Genomic DNA, 20,611 nt, shown 5'->3' on the forward strand with positions numbered 1-20,611 from the left:
CGTGGGCTGGATGAGCGGTAAGGACTCCGAGGACAAACAGCGCTCGAAGCTCTTGTCGCGCGCCCTGCGGGCGGTGCGCGCCGTCCGCAACGTCAAACCTCGCGCCCTGGCCGGGGCCCTTGGCCTGTCGCTGCGCGGCTATCAACATTTCGAGGCTGGCGGCGGCCAGCTCAACATCGATCACGTCATGGCCTTCGCCCAGGCGAGCGACGCCGACCCGATCGGCATCCTCACCGCCGTCCAGATCGGCAAGCCGGAGTTCGCCGCCTGGGTCGCGCAGAACAAGGCGATGATCGCCTTCATGATCACCCTACAAGAATTCACCGAGGACACCGGCGAGGCGATGGCGCGCCTGGAGACCACGACCTGGGTGTCGGCCTATCGGGAGATGTTCAAGGGCCTGTCGGAAAAGGCCCTGGCGGCCCAGGCGCTGAATGACGCCTGGCTGGCCGAGAACGCCGCGCGCCTGGGCCTGGGAACGGCCCGTCCCGGCGCCCAGGACAGGACCGGCGGCGCCGAAGCTGACGATGACGAGACAGCCGACGCAAAGGGCGATCTCCAAGACGATCCCGAGCCGCCGGACGAGGGCGGCTCATAGGCCCGGCCCGCGGGTGCGCCCAAGCGTCCAGGTCATGCCACCCGGCTCGAGCACGCCGCCCACGGCCAGGCCGCGATGGGCTTCCAGCGCCGGTCGCCAAGGCGCGAGCCGAAAGCCCAGGCCGTCGTCGAGCACGGCATAGCGCCCCGAGGCGAGGTCGATGCGTCGGCGATAGACGCCTTCGACCGCTTCGCCTTGCTTGGTTGACCGTACGGACCGTCCGGTTTCACGGGCCAGGCGCGCTGCCGCGGCCTCCAGGTCCTGCGCCTGGAGTGTCGCCAGAAGGCCCGGGACGGGCGCCAACCTTCCTTCGCGCACGGAGGCAAGGCCCCGGCCTACCAGGACGCCAGCCCGGCGCGACATCGCTTCGGCGACCTCGCTGGCGAACCCCGCCGCGACGTCGTCGGGCGCGTGCTTGAGGAGCTGGCGGTCGAGCCAGGTCGCGCCCCGCGCCTCCACCTGGGCCTCGACGCTCAGGTCGCTGCGCACGGCCAGGGCCTGGCGCGCGACGCCGTCGCGATCGACATAGGCGCGCCGTTCGACGATGGCCCCGGTCGGCGCGTCGGTCGTGTCGGCCAGGTGGGGAAAGACCAGGTGATGCTGGCGCCCATCCAGCCCATCGATCAGGACGTAGGCCGAGCCGGCCAGCTCGTCGTGGAGGCCGCGTTCGACCAGCCGGCCCAGAACCGGCGGACCGTCCTGCTGACCGTGGATGACGAGGCGCTCGGGGGTCGGATGGCGACCGCCGCGGGCCATCGCCTGATGATAGGTCTTGATGATGTCGCCGCGCACCGAAAGGTCGCGCAACCGCGCCTCCAGGTCCTCGGCCAGCCGCCAGCGCCCCGGTCCCTCGGCCTGGGCCAGACCGAGCTTTGCCAGATGGGCTGCGCGCCCGAGCAGCCGCGCATCGTCCTGGCCGCCGCTCTTGTCGCGGCGCAGGTCGACCACCCGGTCGCCGGGATGGGCGGCGGCGACCAGGGTTCGATCCAGGCGCGTCCAGCGCTCGGCGGCGACGTCGGCGTCGTGGCCCGCGTCGATCTCGCGCTGGGTCCGCGGGCCCAGCTCCAGAGTGACCAGTTGGGACGCCCGTTCCCGCAGGCCGCGCGCCAGGTAGTCACCGGCGATCACGAGGTCCTTGCCGTCCTCGGCACGGCCGCGGACAAGGACGTGCAGGTGGGGGTTGTCGGTGTTCCAGTGGTCGATGGCGACCCAGTCCAGGCGCGTGCCCAGGTCCTGCTCGGCGCGCCCCATCAGGTCGCGACAGAAGGCGCGCAGGTCGGCGAGGTCGGCGGCGTTCTCCGGCGAGACGATCAAGCGAAAGTGGTGCCGGTCGCCCTCGCAGCGCTCGGCGAAGGCGGCGACGTCGGCCCCATCGCCCCGGGCGTCGAACATCCGCGCCGGCGTGTCGTCGCGGCTGACGCCCTCGCGCTGCAGGTAGGCGATGTGTCGAGACAGCGGCGCGGCGCGGTAACGGCTGCCGGACTGGCGCACGATGCGCGACTTGACCACCACGCGCCGGTTGGCCGCCGCGCCGGTTCGGCCTCGTCCCGCGCCACGGCCCAGGCCTCCGCCCAATCGCCCGCGGGGGCCGGCGCGGCGTCCTGGACCCGCATCCCCCGCCGCCTCGACCGCGCGGCGGACCTGGCCCAGAAAGCGCGCCGGCTTGGCTGAGCGGTCGAAGCCGACGCGGCCCGGTCGTAGCAGGAATTCGTCGTCGAACTCGCTCATGACCGGGCCGATGGCGCAAAGCCCGTTGAAAACATGAGACAATGCGGCTGGTCCGCCAGCCGAGACCACCAGGCGACGGCGCAAAAACCCCAACCCAACCAACGACATGCCGCCCGTCCGACGGCGCGGCTTTTATCTGGCCATCGCCGCTGACTTCGCTGAAACGCGCCCCGCTTCGCCCGATGCCTCATCGCGCCTGACCTGGCCGGACCACGAACAAGCCCTGGCGATCGCGCGTCGAAGCCGCCTGCGACGTCGCCGGCATGGCGTCCGTCACCGGTCCGCCCAATCCCTGAGACCAGGCCGGCGGAAAGAGGCCCATGGCGCGCCAGTCGCTGTCGGCCCGCCCGCTCGGATCCAGTCGGCCGACGATGCGGTCGACATAGAGGCGGGTCTCCAACGGGAGAGGGCGCCCCTCCAGGCTGGCTTCGTAACGTCCGGGGCCGGCGTTGTAGGCGGCGAGGAATCCAGGCGCGCCGTACCGGTCCAAGAGCTCCCGCAGATAGGCCGCGCCGGCCAGGACGTTGTCGGCTGGATCGAAGGGGTCGGACCCGAGCCCGAGGCGCAGTCGCAGCATCGTCCAGGTGCCCGGCATCAGTTGCATCAGGCCCATGGCGCCGGCGGGAGAGACTGCGCGCGGTTGACCACCGCTCTCGGCGGCGATGACTGTCTCGATCAGGGTCGCTGGCAGGCCAAAGCGGGCGGCGGCGATGTCCACATGGCCGCGCATCTGCTCCTGCGCCCGGACCGGTTCAGCCGCCAGCAGGAGGACGAGGATCAGGACAAGGCGCCTCATCGCGTGCTGCTCGGGCGGGCGATCAGGAGCGGACGGGCGCGGGCCAGGATCTGGCGCCCGTCGGTGATTCCGAAATAGCGGCCATCAAGGCTCCCGAAACCCGGAGCCAGCAGGAAGACCTCCCCGGCGCCGAGGAGGCGACACCCGCTCCAGTTTGGCAGCAGGCGATTATGCCCGTCGACGCGAAGGGCGTGCGCGACGGTGTGGCCGTCGATCGTCACCGCTTGACCGGCCCGGCAGACCGTCTGGCCGGCGACGGCGGCCACCGGCTTGATCAACGGCACCCCGCGCGGCAGCCAGCCGCCTTCGTCGAGGAAGGCGGCGAGCGCGGGTTCGGGCGCGGCGACGACGAGGTCGCCGACGCGCGGCGAACCGGCCGGCGACAATCGATAGAGCCCGATCGCAACGCTGGCGGTCGTGTTGAGCAGCAGGCGCGGACGCGGCGCGGCGCTCAGGGCCAGGCAGGCCAGAAGACTGGCCGCGAGGACGAGGCGCCTCATGATGAGACCCTCGAGCGCAGGCGCCAGGCGCGATGGCGCCGCGCGTCGTAGGGGCGGGGCGTCAGCCCGGCGACGAGGCGGTTGTGGACGTGACGCCAGTGATCCGGCGCGATGGCATGCGGGGCGAAGCCCGCCGCCTCGATGGCGTCGATCGCCGCCAAGCCGCGTTGCACGCGCGTCCAGCCGCCGAGCAGGACCAGCGGTTCGCCGCCGGGGCGCACGCCTGGAAAGGTGACGCAGGCCCCGCCCGCCCCGGGCGCCCGCAGGATCTCCAGCGCCGAGGCGTTCGTGCCGTAGTCGCCGCCCGTCCAGCGCACGCGGGCGAACAGCGCGCCTGGCGAGAAGACCAGGGTGCGACGGCGACGGTCGTGGAGGATTTCCTCGCGAGGCTGGCCAAAGCGCAGCCACTCCTCGATGCGGCCGCGCCACCAGACCAGGTCGACTTGCGTGTCGCCGCGGGCGCTCATGCGGGATCCTCCGGGAACTCGCGGTCGAGCAGGGCGCGGATCATTTCGGCGACGGTCTGGCCGCGGGCGAAGGCGGCGATCTTGATCCGCCCGCGACTGGCCGGGGTGACGTCGATGGTCAGCCGTGCGGTGAAGGGGTTCTGTCGCCCGGCCGCATCCTCGCCGGCCACCTCACGAACCCAGGCCTCGGCGCCCGCTGGGCGGGCCGCGAAGGGTTTGCCGCTCATCGTTGCAGCGCCTCGATCTCGGCCCCGACGGCGGCGATCTCCTTGGCGGCCGGGCCGTGCGGATCGAGTTCGGCCACCGTCTGTCCGCCGGCCATGGCCTGGGCGAACAGCACCCGCTGGCCGACCGTGCGATGCAGGGCGCCGGTGTCCTGAGCGGCCAGAGCGTCTCGCGTCTCGCGGGCGATGACCGTGCGCGCCGCGCAACGGTTGAGCAGGAAGCGGGCGCGCAAGGCCGGCCGATAGACCCGAACCTCGTCGAGCAGGCGCAGCATCTCGGCCGAAGCCCAGCCATCGAGCGGCGAAGGTTGCACGGGCACGATGACGAGGTCGGCGGCCAGCAGCGCCGAGCGCAGCAGCGGCGCCACGCGCGGCGGCCCGTCGATGATCAGGTGATCGGCCGCGCGCGCCAGGTCGGGCGCTTCGTGGTGCAGGGTTTCGCGGGGCAGGCCCACGACCCCGAAGGCGCGCGGCAGGCCCGCCTGGCTGCGCGCCTGCGCCCAATCGAGCGCCGAGGCCTGGGGATCGGCGTCCAGCACGGTGACCCGGCGGCCTTGCGCGGCCCACAGGGCGGCGAGGTTGAGGGCCAGGGTGGTCTTGCCTACCCCGCCCTTCTGATTGAGGAAGGCGACGATCATCGGGTCACCCCGACGCCCAAGGCCTGCGCCTCCAGAAAGTTAGACTCCAAGTTAGAGTCCAAGTTAAGCGCGCCGGGAACGCTTGCGCCGCAAGGGTTTGATGCGGCCTCGTGCGCCCGATGTCCCGATGGCCCCGCGCCCGATGTCCCGATGATCGCCGCGCCCGATGTCCCGAGCCGATCCACAGACCGCTCCCCAAAGCGATCCCCCGATCGATCCAGAACGATCTCCGCCACCATCGGCAGGATGCGAAGGCGCTCGGGGCCTTGGGCGCGCTCCAGCATCAGGCGATAGCCCGGCAGGGACTGGCGCCGGACGATGCGGCGGATGTCGAGGGCGAAGTCGGACGGGCGGGCCAAGCTCCCCGACTTGTGGTGCAGGTGGGCCAATTCGAACACCCAGCCGCCTGGCTGGCGACCGGCGTGCTTGCGGGCGACCCGGTAGAGCCAGCGCTCGATGCCGCCGGTCAGGCGGAAGTAGTGCGGGTCGATGCTGAGCACGAGCGAGCGATCGACCACGCCGCGATAGAACCATTCGGGCAGGACGATCTCGACGCCCTCGACGCGGCCGCTTCGACCGCTGCGTTCCTCCCACTCGTTGACCCAGGAGAACTGCTGGCGACGCCAGTGCTCGCCCTGGCGGATGGTGGTGGCCACCACGGTCGACTGCAGCCGGCGCAGCGCGGCCTTGAACAGGCGGTACTCGGTGGCGCCGGTCGCCCGTCCCACCCCCGTCAGCAACTGGTAGGGCGTAAAGCGCAGCAGGCGAGAGGTTCGAACCCCGTGGTTCTCGGCGTCGACGATCTGCGAGGCGGCCCAGATCAGTACGTCGGCGTCCCAGATGGTGGCCATGCCGTGTTCGGGCAGGCCCTGAACCTGCACCTCGACGTCGCCGGCCCGATAGAGGATCGGCCGGATGCGGCGCGACTTCGACAGCGAGAAGAACGGTCGCTCCATCAGGTCGCGCTGGTCGCGGGGGCTGGCGTCGCCGGCCACGACGACGAACGGGTCGAGGCGGTCGGTTGCGGCGGGGCGGAACAGGGGTTCGCGCGCCATGATCAGAGACGGCCCGGCTCGGCGAGGACGGCGTGGCGCTTGGCCGGCAGGACTTCGCCGACGCCCGGATCGCTGGTCGAGATTCGCGCGCCGCGATCGGCCCAGGCCTTCAGATCGTCAATTGCGTAGAGCACGCGGCCGCCCAGCTTGCGATAGGCCGGGCCGGTTCCGTAGGTGCGGTGCTTTTCAAGGGTCCGGTGGGACAGGCCCAGATAAGCGGCGGCCTGCTGGGTGCGCACGAACCGTGGCACGCCTTGGGTCGGCGAAGCGTTCATTGGCGGTTTCCCTGGTCTCTTGGCGCGGGGCCGGATGGCCCGGCGCGGACGGGGGAAGGCTGGCGAAGCGCCGGCCGGGGCAGGGAGTGCGAAGACGGCGGGCGGGTTTTCGCACCCCGGCCCTGCCACGAGGATCTGGCGAAATCAGCCGGCCGGGCGCGCCAGGCGCCCACTGAGCAGGGCGAGGTAGCCGCCGCGCATCATGGCCCCGCCGTCGCGGACCAAACGTAGGGTGGCGTCGCGCAGGGCCGAGGTCTTCCAGGGCTCGCCCGCGACGCGGGCGGGGCCCCACAGGGCTTCGGCGATCTCGCGATGGACCGCGCCGCAGGCCCGCCCGTCGAGCGCGCGCAGCATGGCCTTCAGGCGTTGACGACGCTGGGCGGTGATCGGGTCGGGCGGCGGCGGCGCGCCCTCCAGATGACGCCATAGGCGGGCCAAGGCGCGGAGGCGGGCGGGCGTGGCGGCGTCGAGCGGCACGACGGCGGCGAGCGGCTGGCCTGGATCGGCGGCGTGGGCGAGCAGGGCCAGGCGGATCTTGTCGCGGCCCCGTCCCAGCGACCACCAGGCCTCGCCCGGTGCGCGGAACGCCGGACTGTGCAGTTGGGCGCCGACGGCGGTTGGCGCCGGCTGCAGTTGGATCAGCTCGGCGTCGACGTCGGGGCGCCACCAGACCTGCGCACGGTGGGCGTCAAGCGAAGGATCGACCGGGAAATCGCAGCCCCCAGCGCGCGCTCAGCCGGTCGTCGTCGCGTCCCCGGCTCGCCGTCTGGAAATCGTTCTGGTAGTCTGGATTGCGGCGAAGATATTCCCACGCCAGATCGGCCGCCGAGAGGTCGGCGAGGTAGTCATAGGCTTCCGCGGACCGCCACCGAGAGGCGTCTGGCGACATGAAGAACCTCCGACGAAGCTCGCTCTAAAATTGAGCGATCGGCCGGTTCTTTCCGTGCACGGAGTCAGCGGGAAGCGCCGAGGATGCGAACGCCCGATGCCGCCGTGGCATCACCCCTGGGGCCGCCCTTTCAGCAGATCGCGATAGCCGGCCTTCGCCATCCAGCGGGCTCGATCCAGATGGATGTCGTGGATGCGGCGGGCCCGGCCCGGATCGGCGGCGACGTCGAGCCCCAGGACGAGCGCCGCCGCCTCACGCCAGTCGGCGTGGGCGGCGGCGGCGTCCAGCAGGCGCAGATAGGCCTGAAGGTGGGCGTGGTCGTAGGCGGTGACCTCGCGGTCGTGGATCGGTGTGTCGCGCAGGTCGCCGTCGGCCATGATCGTCCTCTCCCCCGATTGATCCTAATGGATCTCGCCCGGGAGGGGACGGTCTCGAACCCGGATCGGGCGATGCGCTGGCGGCATCGCCTCGCGAGGGGATCAGGTCGGCGGGCGCGGCCTGGCGTCTTCGGCCGGCCTGTCGGCGCGCTCGGCCTTTTGGCGGATCCAGACCAGGGGATGAGGCTCCTCGCCGGCCATCAGCCGGGCGTTGACCGGCTCGGTCCAGGTCGGATCGTCCAGCTCGACGTTGAGGATCGCGCCGCTGGCCGGGTCGAGCGGCCGCCAGGCCGCCCCGCACTCGTTGTCGCCGACGAAGGCGCGAAACGCCGGCGCGCGGGGGGAGGTCTTCTCGATCGGGACCAGGCGCACGGCCGCGTCGATCTGCAGGGTGGAGAGGCGGCCGACGAAGATTTCGCCGTCACGCCGGAAGTAGCCGATGGTCGTCATGGGACCTCCTGTTGCGGTGGGTGGCGGCGGCGCGAGGCGAGGTGGGGGAGGCTTCGCGCCGCCGCGTCGCTCCGGGCCGGGAGCGCAGCGCGTCCCGACCGGCTCGGGGCGACGGCGAGACGATGTTGGGCGCGCGGCCCGTCCTCAAGGGCCGACCGTCTCGCGTGCGGCAAAGACAGGCGCTGGCGAACGGTGGCGAAGACGGCGCGTCGTCTCCGACGGCTTAGGCCAGGGATCGGGGCGGTCTGGCGCGTCAAGGGACCTCGACGGCGCTGACCGTCGCAGCCTCGGAGTCCCTGTTGAAATCGTCCCCCGCCCCGCATCCCGTTGACGTCCATGTCGGCGCCCGCCTTCGCCTGGCCCGGACGGCGCGCCAGCGCAGCCAAGAGGCCCTGGGCCAGGCGATCGGAGTCTCCGCTCAGCAGATCCAGAAATACGAGCGCGGGACAAATCGGATGTCCGCTTCGACGCTTTTCCGGTTTTGCGGATCTCTGGGGCGGCCGCTCGCCTGGTTCTTCGAAGGCCTGGAGCCGACCGGACCGGCCCCGAGCGGCGGACCGGACGCGTTCGCGATCCTGATGGCCAGCGGCGAGGGCGTCCAGATGGCCCTGGCCATGGCGCGGCTATCGCCGGCCATGCGCCGCAAGGTGCTGGCCGTGGTCCGGGCCGTCCTGCCCGACCTTTCCGGCGGCGACGATTGAGGCTTCGTGACGGGCGGGACGCCCCTTTCGGGGCGCCCCTTGGGCGTCAGTCGGCCTTGGGGGCGCTGCGCGACCAGACCAGGCTGTGGACGCCGTCGATGACCACCAGGGCGGCGTTGACCGGCTCGCCGAAGCTGATGTCGTCCAGCTTCACCGACAGGTACTCGTTGTTGTCCTTGCTGATCTTCTTCCAGGCCGCGCCCAGGTCCGTCTGTCCGGCCCAGACCCGGTAGTCGGGCCCGCGCTCGCCGGTCTTCTCGCAGGGACGGATCCGAACGGTCTTGACGTTGAGGGTGAGGGTGCGGATGGCGCCCGAGAACGAACCGTCGGCGTTGGCGGTGAAGGTGCCGATCGTAGCCATTGAAGTCTTCCTTCTGTCTTCGGGCCGCGACCATCGCGACCTCGATGGCGATCCCAGGACCGGGGGCGACAGGAGGATCGGCAGCGCGCCTTGCGCGCCCGCAGGCTTGCCGAAGGACCGAAGGCGGCGAGTTTCTTGCCTCGCGAGGAATGGCGGCGCGCCGCCAGGGGAAGAAAGTCGTTCGACGAGGTTGCCGGGCCTCCGGCCCTGGTCAGATCGGGCCATGAGAGATCGCGGATGGACGCGCCTGAAGACAGCCGGAAGCTTCAAGCCAAGATCGGCACCTTCGCCGCCAACGCCGGCGGTTTGGACGCGGGGGCTGTCCGCACCCTCGCCCTCGGCGCCAGGACCATCCGGGTTCGGCCCGACGACAAGCCCGGCGCGCGGGCTCGGCGACCGGGTCTGGGCCCGACAGTCGGACCTGGGAGCGGCCTGGAGGATGATCGACAAGGGCGATGACGCGGCGCTGTTGGGGACGCTGGCCGACCTCGGCGACGGCGAGCCGGTCAACGCCGCCCTTGGTGGTCATCGACGGCGTCCACAGCCTGGTCTGGTCGCGCGGCGCCCCCAAGGCCGACGGACGCCCAAGGGGCGCGCCGGAAGGGGCGTCCCGCCCGTCGCGAAACTCCACCCACGTCGCGCCACCGAAACGCCGAAACGAAGACGCGGTCGATCCCGCTGGGATCGACCGCGTCTCGGACCTTGGCCATCTGGGCGGGCCTTTCGCCCGCCCCACGCCGCGTCTAGGCCGCCGCGCTCTGCGCCTCGGCCTCGGCCTCGGGCTCGAGCTCTTCAAACCCTGCCGCTTCGTCCACCTCAGCCGCCTTCACCCAGGGCAACGGTCGCCCGGGCGTGCGCAGGCAGGCCGGAAGCCACCGGGCGGCGACCAGTTGCGGCTCGGCGGCCTCGATCATCTCGGTCTTGCGCAGACCCGTCAGGCGTCCAGCCGCCTCGGGCGAGACCGCTTCGGCCACCGCGTCGAGGATTTGGCCTTTGGTGACCGCGCCGAGGTAGCGGTCGGCGGTCGGGCTCCACCAGTCGCTCATGTCCAGATCCATCGCGCTGGCCAGCCGGTCGGCGTGCTTCCACGCCATCGGCCGGTTGTCCCACCCGCGCACCGCGTCGAGCGAAAGGCTGACGCAGTGCGCCATCAGACCCATGCGGCTGTCGGCGTCGAGCCCGACCACGAAGTCCCAATAGGCCTCCGGATCGTCGGGCATCTGCCGCGCCCAGGCATCGTGCCGCTCGGCGTTGGCGCGCGCGGCGGGGCTGTCTTCGATCCCGTCGCCTTCGGCCGCGAGATTGCGCGAGCCCAGCTTGACGTCCAGACACGAGGCGTAGGCGCCCACCCCCCGGAAGACCCGCAACAGCAGGGCGTGGGTCAGGGCGACGAGCGCCAGGTCCGGGTCCTGGGCCAGGGCGTTGCGCAAGGCGGTGCTGCGATGGGCGGTGAGGTCGGCGCGGATACGCGGCGAGATCGGCGCATTGGCCTCGACCATCGCCTCCTCGACCTCGCCGGGCGCGTCCTCCGCGCCGCCCTCGGCCTCGTCGTCGGCGTCATCCCACGCCTGGGCCTCACCGCCCGCCTCGGCTTCGGCCTGCGGCTCGACTTGGGCGGGCGGTTCGTCCTCGGGCCGGACGTAGCCGCGTTCGATCCGCGTCTCGCCGTCGTAGCCGAGCACCACGAAGGCGCCCGCGCGGGCCTTCTCCTCCGGATCGAAGCCGAAATCCTCGGCGAGAGCGTCCAGCTCCTGGTCGATCTCGCCGAGCCGGGCCTCGGCCTCCTCGGGCAGCTCGGCGAGATCGGGGTAGCGCTCGATCAGCCCGTCGCGTTCGGCATAGAGGGCCGCACGCTGGACCGCCTCCTCGGGGGCGCGGGGCAAGGCCCGCTCCCAGATGCGACGGCAGCCGTGATCGTGCGGGAAGGCCAGATAGGCGGCGGTCCATTTCCAGCCCTCGGCCTCACGCAGGGCGACGGCCTCCGCCTGAAGCTTTTCGGCCACGAGCCTGTCGAGCAGGCCGACATCCTCCAGCCAGCCCTCTCCCGCCTCGGTGAAGAGATCGACGAGCAGGGCGCCGCCGGCCGCGACATAGGCGTCGACGCCGACGAAAACCGCGCGCGGATCGTCCGCCGCCACCTTGGCCTGGGTCATCGCGCGGCGGATCGCGTAGGTCTGGCGCTGATGGGGCGGAAGCTGAGCATAGACCTGCATCTGCCGCTCGGGGTCCGGACTGACGGCGAAGGCCATGATCTGGTCCAGGGTCAGGCCGCCTTCCCGGTAGAGGTCGAGCAGGGCGGGGGCGACCGCGCCCATGCGCAGGCGTTGGCGCACGGTCTGCGGCGAGACCCCGGACCGGGCCGCGATCTCCTCGGCGCTGTAGCCCTTGCGCTCGGCGAGGTCTTTCCAGGCCTCGAACTGGTCGGCCGGGTGCATGTCGCAGCGCGAGGTGTTCTCATCGAGAGAAATCTCGCCGGGGTCGTTGATCGTATCGATCACGCACCGCACCGGCTGCGCCTTGCTCAGCAGCTTGCGCTTGGCCAGCAGCCGCAGGGCCTGACGCCGGCCTTCGCCGATGGTGACGAGATAGTAGCCGCTGGCCTCGCCGCCCGCCTTCACCTCCGGCTCGACCACCAGGGGCTGGAGCAGGCCCTTGTAGCGGATGCTGGCCGCGCGGGCCTCGATGACCTGGGCGCTGTGACTGACGCGGCGGACGTTCTTGGGCGAGGCCTTCAACTTGTTGAGGGCGATTTCACGCACCTCGCCGGTCTGGATGAGGGGCCGCTCGGCGTTATGGGCGGTTTGAGCGGGCTGGGCTTGGATGGTCATGTCTGCCTCCTTGGGGGCTGGGGTGCAGGCGCAAGGCGCGCCTGAACCCTTGCCCGTCGGCGAGACCGGGGGTGCAAACGGAGGGGCGGCTTCGCGGGGACCTGGCTGCAGGGCGCGGGTGTCGATGTCGCGAGGCGGCGCGGGGCGCCCGAAGCTGGGCGGAAGACGATCCGAAGTGCGCCGGGGGCGGAGCCCCAAGCCACGGCCGCGGCAGCGGCCAGAATGATGAACTCCATGTTGAAGTGGGATCGACGCCGCCGTCTCATCGCATGTCTGTGCCGCAGCCAAGCGCTTCGGCCAAATCTGGTCTTGAGACGCTCATTCGTCGGCTAGGCGCCGGTCTCGCCCGCCGTGTTTCGTGGATCGGGCACGACCGGGCGTTGCCGCCCCGCGCTGGATGCGCCAAGCTTCACATTGGCGTGCGGCGGCGACGGGGTGGACCGATGAACTCGCTTTGGGAGGAAGGCCGGCGCGCGGCCGAAGCCCTTTGGGCTGAGACGCCGCAAGCCGCCGAGGTTCAGGACCCTCGCCAGCCAGATTTCGTGGCCGGCTTTTTGGACGGCTTGCGTGACGCCGCCGCGGTCAGCCCGGGTGTTCTTAAGCGCATTATCGAAAACGCGGGCGCCTCGGCCCAGGGGCTCAACGTCGAGACCTTTCAGGGCTTGGTCGAGGTGTTGCAGAACGCCGACGACCTTGGGGCCAAGCACCTGCGTTTCGCGCTCGATACGCGACAAGGCCAGGCGGTCATGCTTATCGTTCACAACGGCCAGCCGGTCACCTGCCATCACGTCCTGCCGATCTGTCTGCCGTTCCTCACCACCAAGTCGGGCGACGCGGAGCTGCGCGGGCGATGGGGCATCGGCCTGAAGACCCTGCGCCGCATCGCCGACAGCATCGGCATCCACAGCGCGCCCTATCACTTCTCGCCCAAGGGCTTGTTGGTCGAACCGGTTGATCCGGAGCCGACCATTCCCGGCTTCTATGACCCGGCGACCGACACCCTCCTTCGGCTGGCCTTGGTCGCCGATTTTGATCGCCAAGCCCTGGCGAAGTGGTTCGCCGACTGGCGCAACGACGAGCTGCTGTTCTCCAACACCGTGCGGGAGTTCAGCTGGATCGATCTGGAGACCGGCGAGGCCGACAGCCGCGCCTTGTCGCCGTCCCCCTGGCGCCCCGTCGCCTGTCCCGAGCCTCAGGTCTTGCTCTCGTCCAGGCGGATCAAGGCGAGCGACGGAGCCTGGACGGTCTACCGTGCTGTCGTCCCGACCGACCCGGCGATCCAGCGCAGCAACAAGGCGACCGGATCGACCACGGCGATCTCCTTCGCCTTGGCCGATCATGCCCATCCGGCCGGCGTGTTCGTCGGGTTCAGGACGCGATTGGCCACGAACCTACCGTTCAGCCTGGACGCCCAGTTCGATCCCAGCACGGCGCGTGAAGTCATCGTCGATGACCCGTGGAACCGATGGCTGGTCGAGCGCTGCGGCGCGGCGCTGACCAGTCTGTTGGAGGCGCTCTACGCCACCGCGCCGGTACAGGCTTGGCGCTGGACCCCCTTGCCGAGCGAACACATCGGGGACGGTCAGGACCAGTTCCCCGGCGACATCTTCTCGAGGGTCCTGGGCGAGGCGCGCACCGCGCTCGCCGCCCGGCTGAGGCTTCAGCTTGGCGACCAATCCCTGTCCCTGAGCCAGCTGGCCTACGAGGACAAGGGCCTGGAGGGCCTGCTCGAGGCCGAGGACATCGAACGGTTGGCCCCCGGACGCCGGGCGCTGCCGGTCTTGGTTCGCGACCGTCGCCATCGGTGGCGATCGGTCCTGCGATCGCTCTTGGGGCCACTGCTCGTTGACGCCAAGGCCCTGGCCGACGGCCTCTCGTCGGGCGTCTTCGCCGACAAGCCGGTGGCCTGGTGGGTCAGCGCCAACGCCTGCCTGGTGGTCGCGCCCGATCTCGGGGAAGACCTGCTCGACCGGCCCTTGTGGCTGTCGGATGAGGCGCATCCGGTCGTGTGTCCATCTCCAGGATCGGATCGGCCGCTTCTGATCGGCGATGCGCCTTCGCTCTTCGCTCAACGCTGGAAGCTCATCGACCGGCTACACCGCGCCTACCACCTGTCGCCCGAAGGCGAGACGGTGCGGGCCTGGCTGGCCAAGACGGGTGCGACCGTCGCTATCGCTGACGCCCGGATCGACCTCGCCGCCTTCGCCGACCGGTTCGCAGGTGCCCCCCAAGCGCTCGACGACGCCGACCTGATCGCGCTTCGAGATCGCTTCGATGAAGTCAACGACCGCGATGCCGCCTTGGTCGGGCCTCGCGTGGGCGCAGTGATCCGGCTGGACGGATTCAGCTGGAAGGCCGGCAAGCGGGTGGAGACCAGCGTCTCCCCAGCCGACGCCTACTTGCCCAAGACCCTTGATGGCGAACACGCGCACTGGCCGTTGGCCGCGTCTGAGACCCCCGGACTGACCTGGCTCGCCGCGTCCTACGATGTGCGGTTGAAGACCACGGCCACCCGCACGATGCGCAAACGGGCCGACGGGACCATCTCGCGAGGGCCACGAAAATTTCTGCTGCTGCTGGGGGCGGCGTCCGCGCCACGCCTCGTTAAGACCGCCCTGTCCCACGCCAATGACGGCGCCCGGGGCGTGGAGCTACGCGCGCGCGACGCCCACTATGTCGAGTACGACTACGTCAGCCCGGACCTGGCAAGGGTTCTGGCCAGCCTGCAGAAGGCGTCAAAGAAGGATCGCAAGGTCCGCAGCCCAGCGCTGGCGCGAACGCTCTCGCGCTACTGGGACAGCTTCGTCGATCACAGGACCGTACCGGCCCGCAAGACCAAGCGCGTCTACAGCTACGAAGCCGGTCGGGTGACGGCGACCTGGCTCCTGCAGCTGCGTCAGACGCCCTGGATCGCGATCGGGGCGGGCGAGCTTGCCCTTCCCAATGTCGCGGTCGTTCGCTCCTCCCAGACCCAGGCCATCTATGAGGCGGGGGCGTTCGCGGCTGGTCTGGCGCTCGACGAGATTCATCTCGGATTCGCCGCGGCGATCGACCTGATCGTCGATGTGCGCGCCAGCCACCTTCTGGATTTGCTCGGGTCTCTGAAGGCCGAGGGTGGCGAGGTCGACACCCAAAGAGTCCACGGGATCTATCGATCGCTAGCGCGCCTGCGGACCGGCGCCAATTCCTACCAATGGCGGGTCGGCGACCTGGAGCCGGCCACCCTGCGCCGTCGGTTCGAGAGCCAGGCCCTGGTTTGGGTGGGCGGCGAGGGCGAACCGGGACAATGGCGCAGCCCTTCGGCGCTCTTCGTCGGGCGAGACATCTTTCATGACCCGGCGCGCTTTGCCCCGGCCGGCGGCGCTTACCAGCATTTATGGGAACTGCTGAGCCTTCGCGCCCCGGATGTCGGCGATTGCGTGGCCGAGCTGCGGCGTCTGGCAGGCGCGCCGTATGACGCGGCCACCGAAGCGGTGTTGATCGATGTCTACCGCTATCTGGAAACCCGGGTGGACCTTGGCGACCGCGGGCTGCGCGACCGCTTCCGGTCGGTCCCGGTGAACGTCTCTGGCCGGTGGCTGCGCAGTCGTCCCGTATTCCACATCCAGGATCGTGAGCTGCGCCGCAAGCTGTCCGAAGCCTATCCCGATCTGCCGCTCTGGTCGCCGCCTTGCGACACCCATGCCTTGCCAGCTATCCGCAAGGCGCTCGGAATCGTCGAGGTCTCCCCGTCGATCACGCCGCGCTCGGGGGAACGGGCGGCCGATCAAGGCGATCAGCTGCGGGAACAGTTTCGCAACGCCGTCGACCATCTCTCCAACGAGCTGGCGCGCAATGAACCGGCCATCCGCGAAAAGCTTAGCGTCTCCTGGGACGCCCTGCGCGAGACCCAGCTCTTCGTCCACGACGAGGCGTTTGAGGTCGATGTTCGCGATCCGGAGCTGAGCGCCAAGCCGCTGCAGATTCGCATGGGCGCGGTCCTACAAACCACGCCCTTGCGCCTGCACGTGTCGCACGAGGCACTCAAGCAACGCGAAAGCGCCGGCCGGGCGATCGCGACCCTGTTTCCCCGCGACGTCCAGCATCGCATCGAAGCCGAATGGGTCGCATCTTGGATCGCCAGTCCCGCGCCGGCGCAGCGGATCAAGGTCGCGTCCGACGCCGAGCACAGGGCCGCGCTCGCCGAACAGGCCGCCCAGGTCACTGTCGCGCCCAGCGCCAAGGTCGCCATCAAGCCGACCGCCGCGCGCGCCGCGCCCAAGGTCGTCACCCGCCAGCTAAAGATGTTCCAGGGCGGGGTGAGCTCGGTGACCGTGCAGGCGGGTCGGCCGCCCGCGCCGCCCACGCCCACGGGGTCGCGCCCTTTGGCCATCGCGCCGCCGCTATCGTCCCCACCCTGGACGCCGACCTCGGTCGTCGAGGTGACGGCCTATTCGACCGCCGACCTCGAACAGCGTGGCTGGGACGTGCTCACCCATGTCCTGACCTCATCTCAGCAGGCCGAACTGGTGGATTTTCGGCGGCGGCATCGGGTCGGCGCCGATGGCGCTATCGACTGGCGCAAGTTCGTGGAGCTGAAGGCCACGGGCCGGGCCTCGCAGACCTCGGTCGGCTTCACCCCTGCGGAGTTCGAGCGCGCCTGCAAGGAGGGAGTGAACTACGTCCTAGCCCTGGTGTCGGGGTTGGAAGAAGGCCAGTCGACAGAAGTCAGGCTGATCTTCGACCCGGTCAATCGCGCGACCGTCAAACCCTCCGGTTCAGTGCAAGTCGTCGGATTGGCTGAGGCGCCCGCGGTGGTTATCACTCTGGCCGACCTAGCGGCCGAAACGGTGACATGAGGACTGCCAACGCTCCCCACCGATCGCTGTCGCGCGAGCCGCGACCCGACCACCCTGTCGTCGGCGCACTGGATCTTCGGCGGATCGTCTGATCGCGCGACCCGTTCAGGGCTTATGGCCAAGCCCAGCCTCGCCAGCCAGAAGAAGGTCACCGCCGAGAACCTCGCCAGCCTCGGCGTCGAACGCCTGGCCGAAATCCTGGTCGAAGTCGCCGAGACCCGAACGGACCTCAAGCGCCGGCTGCGGATGGAGTTGGCCGCCGGCCTGGGCGCGACCCATCTGGTCCCCGAAATCGACAAGCGGCTGGGCGCCCTGGAGACCAGCCGAGGCCAGGTCACCTGGCGCCAGAAGCCGGCGTTCCTGCGCGACCTGGACGCGTTACGCGGCCTGATCGCCGACCGCCTCGGCCGCCAAGAACCGGACGCGGCGTTGGAGCGGCTCTGGCGGTTCCTGGCCACCCATGGCGCGACGTCACGGCGCCTGCGCGAGCGCGAAGAGGCGTTCGAGGCGGTCTACGCCCAGGCGGCGGGCGACCTGGGCCGCCTGCTGGCCGGCCACGATCCGCACCTGGCCGCCAACGCCCTGGTCGAAGCGGCCGCCGCCGCGCCCGAGGCCTGGTCGCACTGGATGCCGCAGACCCTCGCGACAACGCCCAAGACGGCCGCCCAGATCGCGCTCACGCTCGCCCAGGCCCGCGCCAAGGCCGCGCCCGGCTGGATCGCCGTCATCCGCCACCTGGCCGACGCGGCCGGCGATGTCGAAGCCTACGCCGCGACCTACGGCGCGCCAGCCTTGGAGACGCCGCCGGTGGCGGGCGCGCTGGCGCGGCGGTGGCTGGCGACCGGCAAGGTCGAGGCGGCGGGGCAGGCCCTGCGGCGCGCCGCCCCCAAGCCCAAAGGGTTGCGGGGACGTCTGGCCGCACCAGACTTCGACTGGGAAAGCGCGTGGATCGACTACCTCGAGGCGGCAGGCGACGCCGCCGGCGCCCAGGCGGTGCGTTGGGCCTCGTTCCAGCGGACCCTGGACGCGGGCCGGGCCAAGGCCTTCGTCGGTCGCCTCGACGGCTTCGACGACGTCGAGGCCGAGGGCAAGGTCTTCGCTTACGCCCGCGCGCACGACGATTTCCAGAAAGGCCTGGCTGTATTGATGACATGGCCCGCCCTGGCCGAAGCCAGTCGCATGATCCTGGATCGCGGTGACGAAGCCAGGGTTGAGCCGGACCAGGCCGAGGACTGGGCGGCGAAACTGCGGGCCCGCTTTCCGGCCGCCGCCCATCGCCTGCTGCGCAAGGCCGCGGCCACCGCCTTCAAGCGCCGGGAACTGAAGCTCTCGCAGCGCCTGACCGAGGAAGCCGACAGCATCACCATCTAGGCGCCGCGACAATCTGACCTTCCCCAAGGGGCCCGGCCGGCCTGGAGAACCGGGCGGCATTTCCTATCTAAGATCCTGACAATACACGGGAGTTTTGAGACTTATGGCTGGTGGATGGACCCACGACGGGGGCGTTCTCGACCAAATCGAAGACACCGTCACCGACGGGGTTCTCAATGCGCGCGCCCGCCTCCCGGCCGGCGAGAGCCTGCTGTTCTGCGTCGCGTGCGGCGAAGACATCCCCGAAGCGCGTCGGCGCGCTCTACCCGGCTGCCGCACGTGCATCGAATGCCAGAACGGCCGCGACAAGCAGGTCGTTTTCAGCGCCATCAACCGCCGCGGCAGCAAGGACAGCCAGCTGCGCTGACCGACCGCGACGGGCCACGCGCGGGATAGGTCCGGCCCTTCCCGTCGGCTCGAAACCCTGCGGTTCGCCCCCAATCCTGGAGCTGATCCTGATGGACTCGCCCTCGTCGCCTGAATGTTCTATGTTCGTTCCCATGAACCCTGCTCGACACGTTGACGCCCAGGCGTTGGAGGCCGTGGAGATCGACACGGTGCTCGGCGACGACGCCTTCCTGCAGACCCATCCCGCGGTGCGCCATGTCGCGCCGGGCAAGGATGGCGGTCTGGTCGTCTGGCTGGACGCCACGGCGCCAGGCAGCCTTCTGAGCGAAGGGACGCCCGACCGGCCGCCCGAGGTGGAATTGCACGGGCCAGGCGCGCCGGCGGCCAGCCTCGCCGCGCACCCGCGCGCCGAGCACGTCCAACTCTTCTTCGATGGCCTGGGCGATCCGGTCGCGGCGCCACGGGGTTGGTGGCATGCGCGGGTGTGGCTGAAGGCCGCCTAGGGGCGTCTGCTTCGTCGGCTTTGCAGGAGCGCGCCTGACCGCTAGCGTCAGGGACCGCTCGTCAGGGGTATCCGCGAATGTGCAATCTCTACGCCCTCATGAAGGCGCGCGCCGAAGTCGCGGCGCTGGCGCGGGCCATGACCGACCTCAACAACAACCAGCCGCCGATGCCCGGCATCTACCCGGACTATGCCGCGCCGATCATCACCCATGGCGCGGACGGCCAGCGGGTCATGCGGGATGCGCGGTGGGGCATGCCGTCGTCCAAGCAGGCGCTGTTCAAGGCCGCGACGGAGCGCGCCGACAAGCTGCGCGCCAAGGGCACCGAGTTCGATTTCGCCGAGCTCTTGAAGATGGAGCCCGACAAGGGCACGACCAACGTGCGCAACACCACGAGCGAAAAGACCGGCAAGACCAACGCCCATTGGGCGCCGTGGCTGGGCGCGGGCAACCGCTGCCTGGTGCCGTTTACGTCGTTCGCCGAACCCGACCAGGACCATGAGAGAACCCGCAAGAACATCTGGTTCGCGCTCGATGAGAGCCGTCCCGTCGCCTTCTTCGCCGGCATTTGGACGCCGCATGCCTGCGTGCGGATGAAGAGCAAGGGTTGGGAGGAAATCGTCGCCTACGGCTTCCTGACCACGGACTCGGCCGAGCCGGTCAAGACCTATCATTCCAAGGCCATGCCGGTGATCCTGACCGAGCCGGACGAGTGGGACCTGTGGATGAGCGACGCGCCCTGGACCGAGGTCGCCAAGCTCCAGCGCCCGCTGCCCGAGCGCCTGAAGATCGTCGCCCTTGGCGGCAAGAGCGACGACGTCATTCCCGCCTGATCGCCGTCACCGGTCGGCCGGCGTCCAGGACCAGGAACCATCGTAGAGGTGGGGGAAGACCGCCACGTCCCTGGAGCCGCAACCCTCGTCCCCGGTGCACGACAGGCGCGCGGCGATATCGGCGATCTTCACGTCGAGCCGATGCTCGAACTTTTCGAGCAGGTCGTGCGGCGTCCATTCGATGAGGCGTGGGCACTCGCGACAGCAGATCGCCAGGGAATAGCCCTTGGTAAGGTAGGTTCGGACCGTGTCGTCGCCCACCTGGCCAAGGTGAAAGCGCCGGATCAGCGCGTCGGGCGGACGCTTCAGGGTCGAGGGTGGGCTGTTCGGCGCCAAGGGCGATCTCCGCTGACCCAAGGGCAGATATCAGAATGTCCCGAACCGTCCCACCCCGCGCCCTTGCGCCCCGCGTCAGTGGCCGCCCTCAACCCACGGCACGCCGGCGTCACGGAAGGCCTGGGCCAACGCCAACTCCAGGTCGAGCGACTCCCACTGGCGCATCGGATTGAGATGCTCGGTCAGGGCCGGCACGAGGCGAAGCCCGAAACGCTTGGCCGCGCCGCTGGCCTTGTAGCCGGTCTTGTGCTGGTCGAAGCGAAGGTCCGGGTCGCGCGAGGTCTGCCCGACATAGAGGCCCCAGGGATCGGCGCGGCGCGGATCGTGCAGCAGGACGACATAGACCGAGTGCTTGGCCCCCTTGGTCTTGCGGGTCGTGGCCTTGAAGGCTAGCGCGGCGCGCTCGGCCTTGGGCCACCAGGTCGGGCCGCTCGGTTGAACCATGGCGCCAGCCTAGGATGCGGATCGGCGGGCGCCAACCAGGGGTCGCCGCGC

Annotated in this window: 23 protein-coding genes; 7 read left to right on the plus strand and 16 right to left on the minus strand. The window is 70.3% G+C overall.

Translation table 11 applies throughout. From position 1 onward, the window contains the following. Positions 1 to 10: 10 nt before the first annotated feature. Positions 11 to 598, plus strand: coding sequence for a hypothetical protein (locus ACSQ2G_RS16165; protein ID WP_436032546.1), 588 nt, complete (start codon positions 11 to 13; stop codon positions 596 to 598). Here ACSQ2G_RS16165 and ACSQ2G_RS16170 read toward each other — a convergent pair. From ACSQ2G_RS16170 to ACSQ2G_RS16225, 12 genes are all read right to left on the minus strand, one after another. Next, complete coding sequence (locus ACSQ2G_RS16170) at positions 593 to 2,326, minus strand: relaxase/mobilization nuclease domain-containing protein (RefSeq protein WP_436032548.1); 1,734 nt, start codon at positions 2,324 to 2,326, stop codon at positions 593 to 595. The two genes, ACSQ2G_RS16165 and ACSQ2G_RS16170, sit on opposite strands and share 6 nt — an antisense overlap. Positions 2,327 to 2,513: 187 nt before the next feature. Then, entirely contained in the window at positions 2,514 to 3,122 is a 609-nt protein-coding gene (locus tag ACSQ2G_RS16175; RefSeq protein WP_436032550.1) for a lytic transglycosylase domain-containing protein, read from the minus strand. Further along, positions 3,119 to 3,622 (minus strand): S26 family signal peptidase, encoded by a 504-nt coding sequence (locus ACSQ2G_RS16180; protein WP_436032552.1) that lies wholly within the window; start codon positions 3,620 to 3,622, stop codon positions 3,119 to 3,121. Before ACSQ2G_RS16180 ends, ACSQ2G_RS16175 begins: the two co-directional genes overlap by 4 nt. Next, entirely contained in the window at positions 3,619 to 4,089 is a 471-nt protein-coding gene (locus tag ACSQ2G_RS16185; RefSeq protein WP_436032554.1) for a DUF2840 domain-containing protein, read from the minus strand. The genes ACSQ2G_RS16180 and ACSQ2G_RS16185 overlap by 4 nt, the downstream gene beginning before the upstream one ends. Next, the gene (locus ACSQ2G_RS16190) at positions 4,086 to 4,316 is read right to left on the minus strand and encodes a ribbon-helix-helix protein (protein ID WP_436032556.1); all 231 of its coding nucleotides are present in this window, start codon (positions 4,314 to 4,316) and stop codon (positions 4,086 to 4,088) included. The genes ACSQ2G_RS16185 and ACSQ2G_RS16190 overlap by 4 nt, the downstream gene beginning before the upstream one ends. After that, positions 4,313 to 4,951, minus strand: a complete 639-nt coding sequence (gene parA, locus ACSQ2G_RS16195; RefSeq protein ID WP_436032558.1) for a ParA family partition ATPase — start codon at positions 4,949 to 4,951, stop codon at positions 4,313 to 4,315. Before parA ends, ACSQ2G_RS16190 begins: the two co-directional genes overlap by 4 nt. Further along, positions 4,948 to 6,006 (minus strand): replication initiator protein A, encoded by a 1,059-nt coding sequence (locus ACSQ2G_RS16200; protein ID WP_436032560.1) that lies wholly within the window; start codon positions 6,004 to 6,006, stop codon positions 4,948 to 4,950. Before ACSQ2G_RS16200 ends, parA begins: the two co-directional genes overlap by 4 nt. 2 nt (positions 6,007 to 6,008) lie before the next feature. Beyond that, positions 6,009 to 6,281 (minus strand): helix-turn-helix transcriptional regulator, encoded by a 273-nt coding sequence (locus tag ACSQ2G_RS16205; RefSeq protein ID WP_436032562.1) that lies wholly within the window; start codon positions 6,279 to 6,281, stop codon positions 6,009 to 6,011. 144 nt (positions 6,282 to 6,425) lie between these two features. Continuing rightward, complete coding sequence (locus tag ACSQ2G_RS16210) at positions 6,426 to 6,758, minus strand: DUF2285 domain-containing protein (protein WP_436032564.1); 333 nt, start codon at positions 6,756 to 6,758, stop codon at positions 6,426 to 6,428. A 211-nt stretch (positions 6,759 to 6,969) separates the two neighbouring features. After that, a complete protein-coding gene (locus ACSQ2G_RS16215) occupies positions 6,970 to 7,170 on the minus strand; it encodes a transcriptional regulator domain-containing protein (protein ID WP_436032566.1) in 201 nt (66 codons plus the stop codon). Positions 7,171 to 7,280: 110 nt separating this feature from the next. Next, on the minus strand, positions 7,281 to 7,547 hold the full coding sequence (locus ACSQ2G_RS16220) for a DNA -binding domain-containing protein (protein ID WP_436032568.1): 267 nt from the start codon (positions 7,545 to 7,547) through the stop codon (positions 7,281 to 7,283). Positions 7,548 to 7,649: 102 nt separating this feature from the next. Further along, the gene (locus ACSQ2G_RS16225) at positions 7,650 to 7,997 is read right to left on the minus strand and encodes a DUF736 domain-containing protein (protein WP_436032570.1); all 348 of its coding nucleotides are present in this window, start codon (positions 7,995 to 7,997) and stop codon (positions 7,650 to 7,652) included. A gap of 299 nt (positions 7,998 to 8,296) precedes the next feature. On the opposite strand from ACSQ2G_RS16225, the gene ACSQ2G_RS16230 reads away from it, so the two are divergent. Continuing rightward, positions 8,297 to 8,698: a helix-turn-helix domain-containing protein gene (locus ACSQ2G_RS16230; protein ID WP_436032572.1), complete on the plus strand. Its 402-nt coding sequence runs from the start codon at positions 8,297 to 8,299 to the stop codon at positions 8,696 to 8,698. Positions 8,699 to 8,744: 46 nt separating this feature from the next. Here ACSQ2G_RS16230 and ACSQ2G_RS16235 read toward each other — a convergent pair whose 3' ends face one another. Both ACSQ2G_RS16235 and ACSQ2G_RS16240 read right to left on the minus strand, forming a co-directional pair. Further along, complete coding sequence (locus ACSQ2G_RS16235; protein ID WP_436032574.1) at positions 8,745 to 9,059, minus strand: DUF736 domain-containing protein; 315 nt, start codon at positions 9,057 to 9,059, stop codon at positions 8,745 to 8,747. Between the two features lie 743 nt (positions 9,060 to 9,802). Continuing rightward, positions 9,803 to 11,887, minus strand: coding sequence for a ParB/RepB/Spo0J family partition protein (locus ACSQ2G_RS16240; RefSeq protein WP_436032576.1), 2,085 nt, complete (start codon positions 11,885 to 11,887; stop codon positions 9,803 to 9,805). Between the two features lie 443 nt (positions 11,888 to 12,330). On the opposite strand from ACSQ2G_RS16240, the gene ACSQ2G_RS16245 reads away from it, so the two are divergent. The 5 genes from ACSQ2G_RS16245 (at position 12,331) to ACSQ2G_RS16265 (ending at position 19,780) form a co-directional block, all read left to right on the plus strand. After that, positions 12,331 to 16,725, plus strand: coding sequence for a sacsin N-terminal ATP-binding-like domain-containing protein (locus ACSQ2G_RS16245; protein ID WP_436032577.1), 4,395 nt, complete (start codon positions 12,331 to 12,333; stop codon positions 16,723 to 16,725). A gap of 114 nt (positions 16,726 to 16,839) precedes the next feature. Beyond that, a complete protein-coding gene (locus ACSQ2G_RS16250; protein WP_436032579.1) occupies positions 16,840 to 18,096 on the plus strand; it encodes a DUF6880 family protein in 1,257 nt (418 codons plus the stop codon). Between the two features lie 103 nt (positions 18,097 to 18,199). Further along, entirely contained in the window at positions 18,200 to 18,463 is a 264-nt protein-coding gene (locus ACSQ2G_RS16255; protein WP_436032581.1) for a DksA/TraR family C4-type zinc finger protein, read from the plus strand. A gap of 133 nt (positions 18,464 to 18,596) precedes the next feature. Continuing rightward, on the plus strand, positions 18,597 to 18,947 hold the full coding sequence (locus ACSQ2G_RS16260) for a hypothetical protein (protein ID WP_436032583.1): 351 nt from the start codon (positions 18,597 to 18,599) through the stop codon (positions 18,945 to 18,947). A 77-nt stretch (positions 18,948 to 19,024) separates the two neighbouring features. Continuing rightward, positions 19,025 to 19,780, plus strand: coding sequence for an SOS response-associated peptidase family protein (locus ACSQ2G_RS16265; RefSeq protein WP_436032585.1), 756 nt, complete (start codon positions 19,025 to 19,027; stop codon positions 19,778 to 19,780). Positions 19,781 to 19,786: 6 nt separating this feature from the next. Here ACSQ2G_RS16265 and ACSQ2G_RS16270 read toward each other — a convergent pair whose 3' ends face one another. Beyond that, positions 19,787 to 20,116: a hypothetical protein gene (locus ACSQ2G_RS16270; protein ID WP_436032587.1), complete on the minus strand. Its 330-nt coding sequence runs from the start codon at positions 20,114 to 20,116 to the stop codon at positions 19,787 to 19,789. A 75-nt stretch (positions 20,117 to 20,191) separates the two neighbouring features. Beyond that, positions 20,192 to 20,560, minus strand: a complete 369-nt coding sequence (locus ACSQ2G_RS16275) for a hypothetical protein (RefSeq protein WP_436032589.1) — start codon at positions 20,558 to 20,560, stop codon at positions 20,192 to 20,194. Positions 20,561 to 20,611 lie beyond the last annotated feature (51 nt).

The organism is Caulobacter sp. LjRoot300 (genome assembly GCF_964253875.1).
GTDB lineage: Bacteria > Pseudomonadota > Alphaproteobacteria > Caulobacterales > Caulobacteraceae > Caulobacter.

Coding starts and splice junctions, on each gene's coding strand:
- ACSQ2G_RS16165 (WP_436032546.1), top strand. CDS start 11: ATGAGCGGTAAGGACTCCGAGGACAAACAGCGCTCGAAGCTCTTGTCG.
- ACSQ2G_RS16170 (WP_436032548.1), bottom strand. CDS start 2,326: ATGAGCGAGTTCGACGACGAATTCCTGCTACGACCGGGCCGCGTCGGC.
- ACSQ2G_RS16175 (WP_436032550.1), bottom strand. CDS start 3,122: ATGAGGCGCCTTGTCCTGATCCTCGTCCTCCTGCTGGCGGCTGAACCG.
- ACSQ2G_RS16180 (WP_436032552.1), bottom strand. CDS start 3,622: ATGAGGCGCCTCGTCCTCGCGGCCAGTCTTCTGGCCTGCCTGGCCCTG.
- ACSQ2G_RS16185 (WP_436032554.1), bottom strand. CDS start 4,089: ATGAGCGCCCGCGGCGACACGCAAGTCGACCTGGTCTGGTGGCGCGGC.
- ACSQ2G_RS16190 (WP_436032556.1), bottom strand. CDS start 4,316: ATGAGCGGCAAACCCTTCGCGGCCCGCCCAGCGGGCGCCGAGGCCTGG.
- parA (WP_436032558.1), bottom strand. CDS start 4,951: ATGATCGTCGCCTTCCTCAATCAGAAGGGCGGGGTAGGCAAGACCACC.
- ACSQ2G_RS16200 (WP_436032560.1), bottom strand. CDS start 6,006: ATGGCGCGCGAACCCCTGTTCCGCCCCGCCGCAACCGACCGCCTCGAC.
- ACSQ2G_RS16205 (WP_436032562.1), bottom strand. CDS start 6,281: ATGAACGCTTCGCCGACCCAAGGCGTGCCACGGTTCGTGCGCACCCAG.
- ACSQ2G_RS16215 (WP_436032566.1), bottom strand. CDS start 7,170: ATGTCGCCAGACGCCTCTCGGTGGCGGTCCGCGGAAGCCTATGACTAC.
- ACSQ2G_RS16220 (WP_436032568.1), bottom strand. CDS start 7,547: ATGGCCGACGGCGACCTGCGCGACACACCGATCCACGACCGCGAGGTC.
- ACSQ2G_RS16225 (WP_436032570.1), bottom strand. CDS start 7,997: ATGACGACCATCGGCTACTTCCGGCGTGACGGCGAAATCTTCGTCGGC.
- ACSQ2G_RS16235 (WP_436032574.1), bottom strand. CDS start 9,059: ATGGCTACGATCGGCACCTTCACCGCCAACGCCGACGGTTCGTTCTCG.
- ACSQ2G_RS16240 (WP_436032576.1), bottom strand. CDS start 11,887: ATGACCATCCAAGCCCAGCCCGCTCAAACCGCCCATAACGCCGAGCGG.
- ACSQ2G_RS16245 (WP_436032577.1), top strand. CDS start 12,331: ATGAACTCGCTTTGGGAGGAAGGCCGGCGCGCGGCCGAAGCCCTTTGG.
- ACSQ2G_RS16250 (WP_436032579.1), top strand. CDS start 16,840: ATGGCCAAGCCCAGCCTCGCCAGCCAGAAGAAGGTCACCGCCGAGAAC.
- ACSQ2G_RS16255 (WP_436032581.1), top strand. CDS start 18,200: ATGGCTGGTGGATGGACCCACGACGGGGGCGTTCTCGACCAAATCGAA.
- ACSQ2G_RS16260 (WP_436032583.1), top strand. CDS start 18,597: ATGAACCCTGCTCGACACGTTGACGCCCAGGCGTTGGAGGCCGTGGAG.
- ACSQ2G_RS16265 (WP_436032585.1), top strand. CDS start 19,025: ATGTGCAATCTCTACGCCCTCATGAAGGCGCGCGCCGAAGTCGCGGCG.
- ACSQ2G_RS16275 (WP_436032589.1), bottom strand. CDS start 20,560: ATGGTTCAACCGAGCGGCCCGACCTGGTGGCCCAAGGCCGAGCGCGCC.